Source organism: Variovorax sp., assembly GCF_035634955.1.
Taxonomy (GTDB): Bacteria; Pseudomonadota; Gammaproteobacteria; order Burkholderiales; family Burkholderiaceae_C; genus Variovorax.
In genome coordinates this window covers 245813-260075 of the sequence record NZ_DASQBZ010000021.1, presented here as the reverse complement: position 1 = coordinate 260075, position 14263 = coordinate 245813, and the positions used below count along the sequence as shown (strand labels likewise).

At 68.6% G+C, this 14263-nt stretch carries 12 protein-coding genes; 7 read left to right on the top strand and 5 right to left on the bottom strand.

The window, feature by feature from the left end:
* Nucleotides 1-236: 236 nt before the first annotated feature.
* The 4 genes from VES41_RS12010 to VES41_RS11995 are packed head-to-tail and all read left to right on the top strand — an operon-like array spanning nucleotide 237 to nucleotide 3879.
* Nucleotides 237-1166 (top strand): branched-chain amino acid ABC transporter permease, encoded by a 930-nt coding sequence (locus VES41_RS12010; protein WP_324816902.1) that lies wholly within the window; start codon nucleotides 237-239, stop codon nucleotides 1164-1166.
* A gap of 13 nt (nucleotides 1167-1179) precedes the next feature.
* On the top strand, nucleotides 1180-2370 hold the full coding sequence (locus VES41_RS12005; protein ID WP_324816899.1) for a branched-chain amino acid ABC transporter permease: 1191 nt from the start codon (nucleotides 1180-1182) through the stop codon (nucleotides 2368-2370).
* 15 nt (nucleotides 2371-2385) lie between these two features.
* Nucleotides 2386-3156, top strand: coding sequence for an ABC transporter ATP-binding protein (locus VES41_RS12000; RefSeq protein ID WP_324816897.1), 771 nt, complete (start codon nucleotides 2386-2388; stop codon nucleotides 3154-3156).
* 3 nt (nucleotides 3157-3159) lie between these two features.
* Nucleotides 3160-3879, top strand: a complete 720-nt coding sequence (locus tag VES41_RS11995; protein WP_324816896.1) for an ABC transporter ATP-binding protein — start codon at nucleotides 3160-3162, stop codon at nucleotides 3877-3879.
* Nucleotides 3880-3898: 19 nt separating this feature from the next.
* Here VES41_RS11995 and VES41_RS11990 read toward each other — a convergent pair whose 3' ends face one another.
* Nucleotides 3899-4873 carry a tripartite tricarboxylate transporter substrate binding protein gene (locus tag VES41_RS11990; RefSeq protein ID WP_324816893.1) on the bottom strand — a complete coding sequence of 325 codons (975 nt, stop codon included), beginning with the start codon at nucleotides 4871-4873 and terminating at the stop codon, nucleotides 3899-3901.
* A 51-nt stretch (nucleotides 4874-4924) separates the two neighbouring features.
* On the bottom strand, nucleotides 4925-5986 hold the full coding sequence (locus tag VES41_RS11985; protein ID WP_324816891.1) for a CDP-6-deoxy-delta-3,4-glucoseen reductase: 1062 nt from the start codon (nucleotides 5984-5986) through the stop codon (nucleotides 4925-4927).
* Between the two features lie 38 nt (nucleotides 5987-6024).
* Here VES41_RS11985 and VES41_RS11980 point away from each other — a divergent pair, with 38 nt between their 5' ends.
* Nucleotides 6025-6951, top strand: a complete 927-nt coding sequence (locus VES41_RS11980; RefSeq protein WP_324816888.1) for an NAD-dependent epimerase/dehydratase family protein — start codon at nucleotides 6025-6027, stop codon at nucleotides 6949-6951.
* 20 nt (nucleotides 6952-6971) lie between these two features.
* Here VES41_RS11980 and VES41_RS11975 read toward each other — a convergent pair whose 3' ends face one another.
* The 3 genes from VES41_RS11975 to VES41_RS11965 form a co-directional block, all read right to left on the bottom strand.
* Complete coding sequence (locus VES41_RS11975) at nucleotides 6972-8480, bottom strand: class I adenylate-forming enzyme family protein (protein ID WP_324816886.1); 1509 nt, start codon at nucleotides 8478-8480, stop codon at nucleotides 6972-6974.
* Entirely contained in the window at nucleotides 8477-9493 is a 1017-nt protein-coding gene (locus tag VES41_RS11970; protein WP_324816883.1) for a tripartite tricarboxylate transporter substrate binding protein, read from the bottom strand. Before VES41_RS11970 ends, VES41_RS11975 begins: the two co-directional genes overlap by 4 nt.
* A 79-nt stretch (nucleotides 9494-9572) precedes the next feature.
* Nucleotides 9573-11912, bottom strand: a complete 2340-nt coding sequence (locus VES41_RS11965) for an acyl-CoA dehydrogenase (RefSeq protein ID WP_324817037.1) — start codon at nucleotides 11910-11912, stop codon at nucleotides 9573-9575.
* Nucleotides 11913-12127: 215 nt separating this feature from the next.
* Here VES41_RS11965 and VES41_RS11960 point away from each other — a divergent pair, with 215 nt between their 5' ends.
* Together VES41_RS11960 and VES41_RS11955 are read left to right on the top strand one after the other, a co-directional pair.
* Nucleotides 12128-13003, top strand: a complete 876-nt coding sequence (locus VES41_RS11960; protein ID WP_324816882.1) for an FAS1-like dehydratase domain-containing protein — start codon at nucleotides 12128-12130, stop codon at nucleotides 13001-13003.
* Between the two features lie 16 nt (nucleotides 13004-13019).
* Nucleotides 13020-14183, top strand: a complete 1164-nt coding sequence (locus VES41_RS11955; RefSeq protein WP_324816880.1) for an acyl-CoA dehydrogenase family protein — start codon at nucleotides 13020-13022, stop codon at nucleotides 14181-14183.
* Nucleotides 14184-14263 lie beyond the last annotated feature (80 nt).

The following is a 14263-nucleotide window of genomic DNA, read 5'->3' as shown; positions in this document are numbered from 1 at the left end:
CCGGAATCCGGGTCGCCGGCGGCGTCCCGAGTGCCGTCCGATGGCTGCCGTCAGCGGGAAAACCCCCGTCCGCCGTGCACCGAAACGGCGCTTTCTCTTGTCTAGAATCGCAACCGACAAACCCGCGGCCAACAATGCTGGCGGGTTTTTTGCTAACAAAGCCCCATGGTGCCAACCCGGCGCTCTGGCAAGTAGAAAAGTGGCTCTCGAGGCTGCTCAGGTAAAGGGACTTTCTTATGGACATCCTGCTGCAACAGATCATCAACGGTCTGGTTCTCGGCAGCATGTACGCCTTGATAGCCTTGGGCTACACCATGGTGTACGGCATCATCAACCTCATCAATTTCGCGCACGGCGAGGTGCTCATGGTCGGTGCGCTGACCAGTTGGACCGTCATCGGCTGGATGCGCGAGGCCATGCCCAACTCGCCCGGCTGGCTCATTCTCTTGCTGGCGCTGATCATCGCCTGCGTCGTGGCGGGGGCGCTGAACTTCGTGATCGAGAAGGTGGCCTACCGGCCGCTGCGCAACAGCCCCAAGCTGGCGCCGCTCATCACCGCCATCGGCATGTCGATCCTGCTGCAGACGCTGGCCATGATCATCTGGCGGCCGACCAACAAGGCCTACCCGACGCTGCTGCCGAGCGATTCGATCCACGTGGCGGGCGCCTCGATCTCGCCGACGCAGATCATGATCCTGGCGCTGACGGCCGCGTCCCTGGCGGTGCTCAGCTACATCGTCAACTTCACCAAGCTCGGCCGCGCCATGCGCGCGACGGCCGAGAACCCGCGCGTCGCGGCCCTGATGGGCATCCGGCCCGACATGGTGATCTCGGCCACCTTCGTCATCGGTGCCGTGCTGGCGGCCATCGCGGGCGTCATGTACGCATCCAACTACGGCATCGCGCAGCACGCCATGGGCTTCATTCCCGGCCTGAAGGCATTCACCGCGGCGGTGTTCGGCGGCATCGGCAACCTGCCCGGCGCGGTCGTCGGCGGCATCCTGCTGGGGCTGATCGAGGCCATCGGGGCCGGCTACCTGAGCGACGTGACCGGCGGCCTGCTGGGCAGCCAGCACAGCGACATCTTCGCCTTCATCATCCTGATCCTCACGCTGACCGTGCGGCCTTCCGGCCTGCTGGGCGAGCGGGTGGCGGATCGGGCCTGAGCCGGAGGCACGCATGAACAGCTCCTTCAAGAAGATCGCGGTCTTCCTCGTCTGTGGCGTCCTGCTGCTGGCGCTGCCGCTGGTGCTGCAGACCCAGGGCAACGCCTGGGTGCGCATCGTCGACATCGCGCTGCTGTACGTGATGCTGGCCCTGGGCCTGAACATCGTCGTGGGCTACGCCGGCCTGCTCGACCTGGGCTACGTGGCATTCTTCGCCATCGGCGCGTACATCTACGCGCTTGCCGCGTCGCCGCACCTGACCGACACGTTCGTCGCCTTCAAGGCCATGTTCCCGAACGGCGTGCACGTCTCGCTGCTGTGGGTCATCCCGGTGGCATTCGTGGTGGCGGCCATTTTCGGGGTGATTCTCGGGGCGCCGACGCTCAAGCTGCGCGGCGACTACCTGGCCATCGTGACGCTCGGCTTCGGCGAGATCATCCGCGTGTTCCTCAACACGCTCGACCACCCGGTCAACATCACCAACGGGCCCAAGGGCATCACCTCGATCGACTCGGTCAAGCTGTTCGGCCTGGACCTCGGCCGCACCCTCAAGCTCGACGGGTACGCGATCTCGTCGGTGACGCTGTACTACTACCTGTTCCTGGTGCTGGTGATCATCACTGTGTTCATCTCGCACCGCCTGCAAAACTCGCGCGTGGGCCGCGCCTGGATGGCCATTCGCGAGGACGAGATCGCCGCCAAGGCGATGGGCATCAATACCCGCAACCTGAAACTGCTGGCCTTCGGCATGGGCGCCAGCTTCGGCGGCGTGGCCGGATCGATGTTCGCGGCCTTCCAGGGTTTCGTGTCGCCCGAATCCTTCAGCCTGATGGAGTCGGTGATGATCGTTGCCATGGTGGTGCTGGGCGGCCTCGGCCACCTGCCCGGCGTGATCCTGGGCGCGGTGCTGCTGGCGGCGCTGCCTGAGGTCCTGCGCTACGTGGCCGGCCCGCTGCAGCAGATGACGGGCGGGCGCCTCGACGCCTCGATCCTGCGGCAGTTGTTCATCGCGCTGGCCATGATCGTGATCATGCTGGTGCGCCCGCGCGGCCTGTGGCCGTCGCCCGAGCATGGCAAGTCGCTCAACAAGCGCAAGGCGCCAGACCCGGTGCCCGGCTCGACCCAGGCGATCAAGCCTGGCGTGGACGGCCCGGCGGACGAAGTCCCCGGCGATTCGTCGCGTCCCATGTCCATCAACCCTTGATCGAGGCCATCAGCAATGACTGAAATCATCCTCGACGTCCGGGGCATCTCCAAGCGGTTCGGCGGCCTGCAGGCGCTGTCCGACGTCGGCATCTCCATCCAGCGCGGCCAGGTCTACGGCCTCATCGGTCCCAACGGCGCCGGCAAGACCACGTTCTTCAACGTCATCACCGGCCTGTACACGCCCGACAGCGGCACCTTCCAGCTCGGCGGCCAGCCCTATACGCCATCGGCGGTCCACGAGGTGGCCAAGGCCGGCATCGCGCGCACCTTCCAGAACATCCGTCTGTTCGCCGACATGACGGCGCTGGAGAACGTGATGGTCGGCCGGCACGTGCGCACCCATTCCGGAGTGCTGGGGGCGGTGCTGCGCACGCGGTCGTTCAAGGCCGAGGAGGAAGCCATCGCCGAGCGGGCGCACGAGCTGCTCGACTATGTCGGCGTCGGCCGCTATGCCGACTACAAGGCCAGGACCCTCAGCTACGGTGACCAGCGCCGCCTGGAGATCGCGCGCGCCCTCGCCACCGATCCGAAGCTCATCGCGCTCGATGAACCCGCGGCCGGCATGAACGCCACCGAAAAGGTGCAGCTGCGCGAGCTGATCGACCGCATTCGCAACGACAACCGCACCATCTTGCTGATCGAGCACGACGTGAAGCTGGTCATGGGCCTGTGCGACCGCGTCACCGTGCTCGACTACGGCAAGCAGATCGCCGAAGGCACGCCGGCCGAGGTGCAGAAGAACGAAAAGGTGATCGAGGCCTACCTCGGCACCGGAGGACATTGAGCGATGAGCGGCAAACCCCTGTTGAAAGTCAGCGGCCTGAAGGTGGCCTACGGCGGCATCCAGGCCGTCAAGGGCGTGGACTTCGAGGTGCGCGAGGGTGAACTGGTCTCGCTGATCGGCTCCAATGGCGCCGGCAAGACCACCACCATGAAGGCGATCACCGGCACGCTGCCGAGCCTGGCCGGCGAGATCGAGTTCCTGGGCAAGAGCATCAAGGGCCGCGGCGCCTGGGACCTCGTGGCCGAGGGGCTGGTGATGGTGCCCGAGGGCCGCGGCGTGTTCGCGCGAATGACCATCGTCGAGAACCTGCAGATCGGAGCCTACATCCGCAACGACAAGGCCGGCATTTCCGCCGACATCGACCGCATGTTCGGCATCTTCCCGCGCCTGAAGGAGCGTGCCGGGCAACTGGCCGGCACCATGTCCGGCGGCGAGCAGCAGATGCTGGCCATGGCGCGGGCGCTGATGGCGCGGCCCAAGGTGCTGCTGCTGGACGAGCCGTCCATGGGCCTGTCGCCGATCATGGTCGACAAGATCTTCGAAGTGGTGCAGGACGTCTACCGCCAGGGCGTGACCGTTCTGCTGGTGGAGCAGAACGCCAGCCGGGCGCTGCAGCTGGCCGATCGCGGCTACGTGATGGAGTCCGGGATGATCTCGATGAGCGGCGACGCCAAGGCCATGCTCAGCGACCCGAAGGTCCGGGCCGCCTACCTCGGCGAATAGCCGCTGCGGCCCGGGTCGGTCAATCCACCCGCGCGCCGGTGGCCTTGACGACGTCCTGGTACTTGGCCAGTTCGCTCTTCATGAACGCGCCGAACTGCTCCGGGCTGTTGCCGACGGGCTCTGCCAGCAGGCCTTCGAAGCGCGTGCGGGTCTGCGGCGAATGCAATGCGGCAATGAAGGCCTTGCTCAGGCGGTCGATGACGTCCCTGGGCGTGCCCGCCGGAGCAACCAGGCCCCACCAGGTGTCGATCGAGAAGCCCTTGATCGTGTCAGCCACCGGCGGCACGTCGGGCAGCATCGGGCTGCGCGTCGGCGTGGTCACGGCCAGGGCCACCAGGCGGCCGGAGCGGATGTTCGGCGCCGCGGTGGCCAGGTTGTCGAAGTTGAAGTCGACCTGGTTCGACAGCAGCGCCAGTTGTGCCGGGTTGCCGCCGTTGAACGGAATGTGCACCGCGAAGATGCCCGCGTCCTTCTTGAACATCTCGCCGGCCAGGTGGCCGGCGCTGCCATTGCCGCCGCTGCCATAGTTGAGCTTGCCGGGGTTGGCCTTGGCATAGGCAATCAGGTCGCCGACGCTGTGGATGTTCAGGCGCTTGGCGACTTCGGCGTTCATCACCAGCACGTTGGGCACGCGCACCATCTGCGTGATGGGCGCGAAGTCGGTGGCGGCGTTGAACGGCATCTTCGCGTACAGCCACGGGTTGACCGCGTTCGTCGCGGTGGCGGCGATGCCGATGGTCAGGCCGTCCGGCGCGGCCTTGGCAACCGCGTCGGCGCCGATGTTGCCGCCGGCGCCCGGCTTGTTGTCGATGATCACCGTGCCCAGCGAATCCTTGACCTGCTCGGCCAGCGCGCGCGCGGTGACGTCGATCGGCCCGCCGGCGCCGTACGGCACCACCAGGCGGATCGGGTGCCCCTGTTGAGCATGCGCGGCTAGGGCGGCCGCGGCCAGGACGGCCACCGCGCTGGAAATCAGCAGGCGTCTGCTATTCATTGTCTTCCTCGTTGTTGTCGAAAAAATCGTGGGATGCGCGGGCCGCGTGGCTCAAGGCAGCGCCTTGTCGGCCTCGGTGGTGAAGGAGTCGGCAAAGAATTCCTCTTCGGGCAGGCCGGCCCGCGCGACGTAGTCGCGCCTGGCCGACTCCACCACGATCGGCGCGCCGCATGCATAGACCTGGTGGCCCGACAGGTCGGGATAGTCCTCGAGCACAGCCAGGTGCACGAAGCCGGTGCGGCCGTGCCAGTTGTCTTCGGGTACCGCGTTGGACACCACCGGCACGTAACGCAACCCGGGCAGGGCGGCGGCCTGCTCGCGGACCCAGTCGTCCATGTACAGGTCCTGCGGGCGGCGCCCGCCCCAATACAGCGTGGCGGGACGGTCGATCCCCTTGTGCGCCATGTGCTCGACCAATGCCTTGATCGGCGCGAAGCCGGTGCCCGATGCGAGCAGCACGATCGGCTTGTCGGAATCCTCGCGCAGGAAGAAGCTGCCGTACGGGCCTTCGACGCGCAGGATCTCCTTCTCCTTCATCGCGCCGAACACATGGTCGGTGAAGCGGCCGCCCGGCATGTGGCGCACGTGCAGCTCGAGCCCGGTGCCCGGCGTCGCCAGCGTGTGCGGGGCGTTGGCCATCGAGTAGCTTCGGCGCACGCCGCCCTGGAGAATGAACTCGATGTACTGCCCGGCGTGGAACTGCAGCGGCTCGCCAGCCGGCAACTGCAGCCGCAGGCCCATCACGTCGTGCGACAGGCGCGTGAGCGCGAGCACGCGCACCGGCATCTTGCGGATCGGGTGGGCTCCGGCTTCGGTCACCTGCCGCGACTCGAGCACGACGTCGCTGCGGGCCCGCGCACAGCAAGTGAGCACGTAGCCCCTGGCTTGTTCCTCGGCCGTCAGTGCCTTGCTCTGGTGGGGCCCGATCTCGACCTCGCCCGAGAGCTTCTTGCACTTGCACGAGCCGCAGGCGCCGTCCTTGCAGCCATAGGGCAGGCCGATGCCTTGACGAATGGCCGCCGACAGGATCGTCTCGTCCTGGGCAACCGAGAAACTCCGCCCGCTGGGTTCGACGGTGATGGAATGGGTCGCGTCCTGCGCGCCGGCACTCATGATCGCTATTCTTCGCTGGAAGGAACAAAGGAACGATTTTGCCCGTATTCCAAACCCCTCTCGGCGCCTTGCCATCGCGCTTCCGCCGCGAACGGATCCTGGTGGTCGGCTGCGGCGACGTCGGCCTGCGCGCTGCGCGCCTGCTGCGTGGCCGTGTCCGGCTGTTGGCGCTGACCTCGTCGCCGGCGCGCGCAGACGAATTGCGCCGCGCGGGCCTGACGCCGCTGGTCGGCGACCTGGACGATCCCGGGCGCATTTCCCGCCTGTCCGGCCTGGCCGACCGCGTGCTCCACCTGGCGCCCCCGCCGCGCGAAGCGGCGGGGGCGCAGTGGCGCGACACCCGCACCACTGCCCTGGTGCGGGCGCTCAAGCGACGCAGCCCGCCACAGGTTCTGGTGTACGGCTCGACCAGTGGGGTCTACGGCGACTGCGGGGGCGCGCACGTGGCCGAGTCACGCGCGGTGAACCCTTCGACGCCGCGCGCGCGCCGCCGCGTCGACGCCGAGCGCGCGGTGCGCTGGCTGGGCCGCTCGGGCGTGCGGGTAGGCATCCTGCGCATCCCGGGCATCTATGCGCCCGATCGCGAAGGCGGCACCCCGCGCGAGCGCCTGCTGCGCGGCACACCCGCACTGCGCCCCGAGGACGATGCCTACACCAACCACATCCACGCCGACGACCTGGCGCGCGCCTGCGTGCTGGCGCTGTGGCGTGGCGGCGCCCAGCGCGTCTTCCACGTCAGCGACGACAGCGAACTCAAGATGGGCGACTACTTCGACCTGGCCGCCGACCTCTACGGCTTGCCGCGTCCGTCCCGCCTGACGCGCGAGGAGGCGGCGGCGCAACTGCCTGCGCAGTTGCTCAGCTTCATGGGCGAATCGCGCCGTCTGGACAACACGCGCCTCAAGCGCGAACTGCGGTTGCGGCTGCGCTATCCGACGGTGGATGTCGGCCTGCGGCCGGGTTGAGGGAGCCGAGCGGCGCAGCGCTAGCCCGACATTGCGCGGTCGCGCAATTCACGCTTGAGCAGCTTGCCGTTCGCCGTGGTGGGCAGCGCGTCGATCAGCTCGATGCGGGCGGGCCGCTTGTAGGGCGCCAGCTGATCGGCCAGCCAGGCACGCAGGCCGTCGCGATCGAGCGCGGCGCCGGACGTCAGCTCGACGAAGGCGACGATCTGCTCGTTGCCGTCCGCCTCGGGAATGCCGACCACCGCGCTCTGGTGCACGCCGCCGAACCGGTTGAGCGCGGACTCCACCTCGGCCGGATACACGTTGAAGCCGGAGCGGATGATCATCTCCTTGAGGCGCCCGACCACGAACAGCGCGCCGTCGGCCTCGATGCGGCCCAGGTCGCCAGTGGCGTACCAGCCGCCCGGGCGCATCACGGCCGCGGTGGTGGCCGGGTCGCGGAAGTAGCCGAGCATCAGGCCGGCGCCGCGCAGCCAGATCTCGCCCACTTCGCCCGGGGCGGCGACGTCCTGCTCTTGCGGCGTGACGATGCGCGCTTCGCCGCCTTCGACCACGTAGCCGGCCGAGACGTCGGCGCGCGGAGCATCGCGGCGCGTCAGGAAGACCGACCCCGCGTATTCCGACAGCCCGTAGCCGTAGTGCAGCGGCTGGCCGAAGAAGGACTCCACGCGCGTCTTGAGGGTTGGGTCCAGCGGGGCGGAACCGGTGTAGACATAGCGCAGCCGGGGAAAGGTCGGCGCCAGGCCGTGCGCCTCGATATGCGCCAGCAGGCGTGCATACATGGTGGGCGGGCCGAGCAGGTTGCTCACGCCGTCGCCGGCGAGTGCCAGCAGCATGTCGTCGGGTGCGAAGGCGGTGCGCAGAACCAGCGCCGTGGCGCCGGACAGGGCGGCCATCAGCACCGTGCCCAGTCCGAAGATGTGCGTCATCGGCACGAACGCGTACAGCCGGTCGTCGACGCCGAGCGCACGCGCCGACGCGGAGACGCGGCCGAAGTGCAGCAGCCCGTGGTGCGAGACCATCACCCCCTTGGGCGCGCCGGATGTGCCCGATGTGAAGATGATGGCGGCGGTGTCCGCCAGCGCGTCGGCCGGCTCCGGCGTGGCGTTCGCGCGCAGCGCGCCGCGGGCCACGCCGGCGATGCCCGATTGCGTCGCCCCGGCGCGCAGCGCATGCGCGTTCGCGGCCGGTGACACGCCGGTGGTGTAGTACACGACGCGTGCATCGGCGCGTTCGACGATGGCGGCGATCTCGCCCGGGGCCATGCGCGCGTTGACTCCGCAAGACCAGGCTCCGACGCGGCTGCACGCCATGATGAGCGCGATGTGCGCGGCGCAGTTCTCGGCCACCAGCACCACGCGGTCGGTCGGGCGCACGCCGGCAGCCCGCAAGTCGCGCACGCCGTCTTCCACCAGCGCCTGCAGCGCGGCAAAGGTGGTGTTGCCGGAAGGCTCGTACAGGAACACCGCATCGGGCGTCTCGCCCGCACGCTGCGCCAGCAGTTGGTGGATTCGGGTGTGGGTGGTCATTCGGTCTGGATGCCCTTGGCCGCCATGGCCCAGAGTTGACGGTCCGCCTGCCCCTTGCGCGCCAGGGCGGCGGGGTCGCCGGACCAGGCGTCGTAGCCGAGGTCGCTCAGGCGTTTGGTGACGTCCTCGCGTGCCAGCATCCGGCCGGTGGCGGCGTTGATCGCCGTCACCAGCGCCGGGTTCATCTTCGCTGGGCCGTACAGGCCGTACCAGCCGCCGACGTCGTAGTCGGGCACGCCCGATTCGATCATGGTCGGCACCTCGGGCAGCATGCGGTTGCGTTCGCGCGAGGTGACGGCCAGCGCCCTGACCTTGCCGGCCACGATGTAGGTGCGCGCAGTGGCGACGATGTCGAACATCATGGCCAGCGTGCCGCCCATCACGTCGGCCATGGCGGGTGCATTGCCTTTGTACGGCACGTGCGCGAACGGCGCGCCGGTCATCTTCTCGAGCAATGCTCCGCACATGTGGTTGGACGCGCCCACGCCAGCGGAGCCGTAGAACACCTTGCCCGGGTGCGCACGCGCATACGCGATCAGCTCCTTCACGTTGCGCACCGGCAGGTCGTTGTTGACCACCAGCACGTTGGTGTACGCCAGCAGCGGCGCCAGCGGTGTGAGGTCCCTGGCCGGGTCGAAGGTCATCGCGCGCTGGATGTTCGGATTGATGGTGATCGTCGGGCTGGCGCCGAAGTAGATCGTGGCGCCGTCGGGCGCGGCCCGGGTCACCGCTTCACCGCCCAGCGAGCCGCTGGCCCCCGGCCTGTTCTCGACGATCACCTGCGTGCCCAGAGCCTCGCCCAGCGCCGGTGCCAGCAGCCGCGCGGCGCCGTCCACCGGGCCGCCCGCCGAATAGCCGACGATGAGCTTGACCAGCGGTGGAATGGCCGCGCCGGCGTTGCCGGCGGCCCAGCTCAGAGCGGGCAGGGTCGCCGAGGCGCCGGCGGCAAGCAGCAGCGACCGCCTGCGCAACAGGCCGGTTGATTCGAGGTTCTGCGACTGTGTCTTCTTCATGGCTTGTCTCTTTGTGGTTGCAGGGAAAACCGGGAGCGCCGCGCACCATGGCGGACGCGGCGTTGCTTCATGGACAGACTCAGGCGGGCAGCTCCAGCACCTGGCGCGCGAGGATGTTGCGCTGGATCTCGTTGCTGCCGCCGTAGATCATGGCGGAGGTGGAACCGATCAACGGCGCCAGCGCGTTGAACGGCTGGCCGTCGAGTTCCTGGTCGCCGGCGATGGCGCCTTGTTCCTCGCAGGTCTGCACCAGCAGTGCGCCGATGCGGTGATACGTCTCGCTGGCCCAGATCTTGAGCAGCGACACCGAGGGAGGCAGCGGCTTGCCGGCCTTCACGATGTTGGCAAAGCCCGTGTAGGCCGCACACAGGTCGGCCACGTCCAGCCGCAGGGCGGTGTAGCGTTCGAGGAAGACCGGCTCGGCGAACAGGCGCCGCGACCGTGCGAAGCGGGCCAGCTGGCCCAGCGCGTACTGGCTCTGCTTGGGGCTGCCCAGGAAGATGCGCTCGAAGCCCAGCAGAGCCTTGGCGATGCTCCATCCGCCGTTGAGGCGCCCGACCAGGTTCTCGGCCGGCACGCGCACGTTGTCGAAGAAGACCTCGCAGAACTCCTCTTCGCCCGCCAGCGTGCGGATGGGCCGGATGGTGATGCCGGGCGTCTTCAGGTCGGCCAGCAGAAAGCTGATGCCTTCCTGCTTGCGGGCCGACTTGTCGGTGCGCACCAGCATGAAGATGTGGCTGGCATCCTGCGCCAGCGTGGTCCAGATCTTCTGGCCGTTGACGATGAAGTGATCGCCGTCGAGCACGGCCTCGGTGCGCAGGCCGGCGAGGTCGGAGCCGGCGTTCGGTTCCGAGTAGCCCTGGCACCAGACGTGCTCGCCGCTCACGATGTGCGGCAGGAAGCGCTTCTGCTGCTCGGGCGTGCCGTGCTGGATCAGCAGCGGGCCGATCATGACGATGCCCTGGTCCGGCGCGCGGGCGACCCCGTACTGCTCCAGCTCCTCGATCCAGGCGATCAGCTTGTCGGCCGGCAGGCCCATGCCGCCATGCGCCTGCGGCCAGGCCGGCGCAATCCAGCCCTGGCGCGCCAGCGTGAGGGTCCAGTCGAGCATCTCGGCTCGGCGGGCCCTGTGCGACAGGTAGCGCAGGTTCTCGGGATAGTGCCGCTGCAGGAACGCACGCACCATGGCGCGGAACTCGGGTTCGGCCATGGCCGACCAGTCGGCCTGGCGCGGGAACTCGCCGCTCCAGCCGCCGCGCTGATCGGTCCCCGGGCCGTCGTCGGCCAGGCCGGCGTAGCGGCGCTGGTGCGACGGCGCGTTGCCCAGCCAGGCGCACTGGCAAAGCACGCGCTTGTAGTAGAGGCTGACGTCGCACTCCTGCGTGTAGCCGATGGCGCCGTGCAGTTGCACCGCCGAGCGCGAGGCCTGCAGCGCGGCGGCGGCGCAGCGCGCCTTCGCGCGGCTGGCCTCGGCCTCGAGCCGATTCAGCGGCAGTTCGTCCGGCGCGCTGGCCAGTGCCAACACTTCGTCGAGTGTGGCCCGGGCGATCTCCAGGTGGATGAACATGTCGGCGCAGCGGTGCTGCAGCGCCTGGAAGCTGCCGATGGGCTTGCCGAACTGCGCGCGCGTGCAGAGGTAGTCGCGCGTGCGGGCCAGGAGTGCCTGGCCCAGGCCCAGCAGTTCCGCCGCCTGCAGGATCTGCGCGAAGGCCAGGGCGCGGCGCAGCGCCGCCTCTGCGCGGTCGCCGCGCCCCAGGACGGCGGACGGCGGCAGCGCCACGCGCTCGAAGCGCAACTGGCTGCACCGGTTGCCGTCCACCAGGGTCACAATCGACTCCTCGACGCCGGCGGTGCCGCGTGGCACCCACAGAACGACCGTCTCTTCGCTGTCGCGCGCGGACACCAGCCACCCGCTGGCGGCCGGGCCGGGCTGCACCATCGTCTTGTCGCCCTGCAGGACCAGGTGGCCGACCTTGTCTGGGTCGGGCTCGCAGCCGCACGACAGCGGCTCGGCGCTGAGTTCTCCCGCGCTCTCCTGCCAGGCCAGTGCCGGCAGCAGGCGGCCGGCGGCGAGCTCGGCCAGCAGCTCACGGGCCGCGGGAGTGTCCAGCCTTGCAAGCAGGGTGGCCGCCAGGCCGGCGACCGCCAGCAATGGCTCCGGCGCCACGTGTTCGCCGGCCGCGCGCAGCACCTGCGCTGCAGCGGTCAGGTCGAAATCGAGGCCGCCGACGGCCTCGGGCGCGAGCATGCCGGGCCAGCCGAGGGCCGCCAGTTCACGCCAGGCGCCGGCCTGGGCGTCGCTCTGGCTTTCTTGCGCCTGGGACTGCTCGAGCAGGATGCGGCTTCGCTGAACACTCTTGCTGCGGGTGAAATAGTCGATGGCGGCATCGCGGATGGCGGCCAGCGATTCGGTGTCCATGGACATGCGCGGTCCCTCTTTGTTGATGGACCTCAGCGTGCCAGAAGGGTCGTGTTACCGGCTTCGGCTTTGCCAAAGGGAGCCTTTCGCAATCGAGAAGCACCGACGCGCCGGATTGGACTAGATTCAACCGTGTCGCATTCCGAATGAATCCGCCGCATGAGCACCAAGTTCAACAAGCCCCCGCAGCCCGGCCTGGACAGGCGGGTCCCGCGATGACCGCATCGACGCTCGACCTCGAACACCTGCGCGGCTGGATCGACCGCACAGAGACGCGCGACGACGCCCTGTCGCCCTGGACGGCCAGTGCCATGGCCGCCATGTTGCGAAACGATGACCGCGCCTGGCTGGCCGGCGACGCCTTGCCGCCGCTGTGGTACTGGAGCTACTTCCTGCCGGTGGCCGCGCAGAACGGACTGGGTCCGGACGGCCATCCGGCCCGCGGCGGCTTCCTGCCGCCGGTGCCGCTGCCGCGGCGCATGTGGGCGGGCAGCCAGCTCGAGTTCCTGGCCGACCTGAAGGTGGGCCAGCCCGCGCGCAAGACATCGCGCGTGGCCGATGTCTCGCTCAAGCAGGGCAAGGGTGGGGCGCTGGTCTTCGTGAAGGTGCAGCACGAGGTGCATGACGCCAAGGGCGCGCTGCTGCTGCGCGACGCGCATGACATCGTCTACCGCGAAGCAGCCCGCGCCGGAGACCCCGCGCCGCCCCCCCAGTCGCCTCCGGGAGCGGCCGCCTGGGAGGTACCGCACCTCCCGGACCCGACCCTGCTGTTCCGCTACTCGGCGCTGACCTTCAACAGCCACCGCATCCACTACGATTTTCCCTACGTGACCCAGGTCGAGGGCTATGCGGACTTGGTCGTTCACGGGCCGCTGATCGCCACGCTGATCCTCGAGGCCGCGCAGGCGCAGAACCCGGGCCGCGCCGTGCGCGCCTACCGCTTCCGGGCCGTGCGGCCGCTGGTGTGCAACCGTCCGATGCGCGTGTGCGGCCAGGCAGTGCAGGCGGACGGCAGCGTCACCCTGTGGGCGCAAGACCATGACGGCGCCCTGCTGATGCAGGCCAGCGCGCAGTTCGCCCCCGCCACCTGATTCAATCTCCAATGCCATGACCGCTTCTTCCAGACACGTCTACCAGGACATCCGCGACGCGGTGCGCGACCTCTGCGCGCAGTTCCCCGACGAATACCACCGCAAGGTCGACGAGCAGCGTGCCTACCCCGAGGCCTTCGTCGACGCACTCACCAAGGCCGGCTGGATGGCCGCGCTGATTCCGCAGGAGTACGGCGGCTCCGGCCTGGGCCTGACCGAAGCCTCGGTCATCATGGAAGAGATCAATCGTGCCGGCGGCAACTCCGGCGCCTGCCACGGGCAGATGTACAACATGGGCACGCTGCTGCGGCACGGCTCCAAGGCGCAGAAGGAACACTACCTGCCGCGCATCGCCAGCGGCGAGTGGCGCCTGCAATCGATGGGCGTGACCGAGCCCACCACCGGCACCGACACCACCAAGATCAAGACCACGGCCGTCAGGAAGGGTGACCGCTACGTCGTCAACGGCCAGAAGGTGTGGATCTCGCGCGTGCAGCACTCGGACTTCATGATCCTGCTGGCGCGCACCACGCCGCTGGCGGACGTCAAGCGCAAGTCCGAAGGCATGTCGATCTTCATGGTCGACCTGCGCGAGGCGGTCGGGCAGGGCCTGACGGTGCGGCCCATCCTGAACATGGTCAATCACGAGACCAACGAGCTGTTCTTCGAAAACCTGGAGATCCCCGCCGAGAACCTCATCGGCGAGGAGGGGCAGGGCTTCAAGTACATCCTCGACGGCCTCAATGCCGAGCGCACGCTGATCGCGGCCGAGTGCATCGGCGACGGCTACTGGTTCGTCGACCGGGTGAGCAAGTACGTCAAGGAGCGCGTTGTGTTCGGCCGGCCCACGGGCCAGAACCAGGGCGTGCAGTTTCCCATTGCCGAGAGCTTCATCGAGGTTGAGGCGGCCAATCTGATGCGCTGGAAGGCATGCGAGCTGTTCGATGCGCACCAGCCCTGCGGCGCCGAGGCCAACATGGCCAAGTACCTGGCGGCCAAGGCGAGCTGGGAGGCCGCCAACGTATGCCTGCAGATGCACGGCGGCTTTGGCTTCGCCTGCGAATACGACATCGAGCGAAAGTTCCGCGAGACGCGCCTGTACCAGGTGGCGCCGATCTCCACCAACCTGATCCTCAGCTACGTGGCCGAGCACGTGCTGGGGCTGCCGAGGAGCTTCTGATGTACCCCTCGCGCCCACGTTCGTGGCTTTGCGTATCGCTGCCCCCCGAAGGGGCGCGCCAGTGCCTTCGGGCGGCGGAG

Excerpts from the sequence above, each read along its gene's own strand:
- VES41_RS12000 (WP_324816897.1), top strand. The coding sequence starts at position 2,386 with ATGACTGAAATCATCCTCGACGTCCGGGGCATCTCCAAGCGGTTCGGC.
- VES41_RS11990 (WP_324816893.1), bottom strand. The coding sequence starts at position 4,873 with ATGAATAGCAGACGCCTGCTGATTTCCAGCGCGGTGGCCGTCCTGGCC.
- VES41_RS12005 (WP_324816899.1), top strand. The coding sequence starts at position 1,180 with ATGAACAGCTCCTTCAAGAAGATCGCGGTCTTCCTCGTCTGTGGCGTC.
- VES41_RS11995 (WP_324816896.1), top strand. The coding sequence starts at position 3,160 with ATGAGCGGCAAACCCCTGTTGAAAGTCAGCGGCCTGAAGGTGGCCTAC.
- VES41_RS11975 (WP_324816886.1), bottom strand. The coding sequence starts at position 8,480 with ATGACCACCCACACCCGAATCCACCAACTGCTGGCGCAGCGTGCGGGC.
- VES41_RS11970 (WP_324816883.1), bottom strand. The coding sequence starts at position 9,493 with ATGAAGAAGACACAGTCGCAGAACCTCGAATCAACCGGCCTGTTGCGC.
- VES41_RS11965 (WP_324817037.1), bottom strand. The coding sequence starts at position 11,912 with ATGGACACCGAATCGCTGGCCGCCATCCGCGATGCCGCCATCGACTAT.
- VES41_RS11960 (WP_324816882.1), top strand. The coding sequence starts at position 12,128 with ATGACCGCATCGACGCTCGACCTCGAACACCTGCGCGGCTGGATCGAC.
- VES41_RS11955 (WP_324816880.1), top strand. The coding sequence starts at position 13,020 with ATGACCGCTTCTTCCAGACACGTCTACCAGGACATCCGCGACGCGGTG.
- VES41_RS12010 (WP_324816902.1), top strand. The coding sequence starts at position 237 with ATGGACATCCTGCTGCAACAGATCATCAACGGTCTGGTTCTCGGCAGC.
- VES41_RS11985 (WP_324816891.1), bottom strand. The coding sequence starts at position 5,986 with ATGAGTGCCGGCGCGCAGGACGCGACCCATTCCATCACCGTCGAACCC.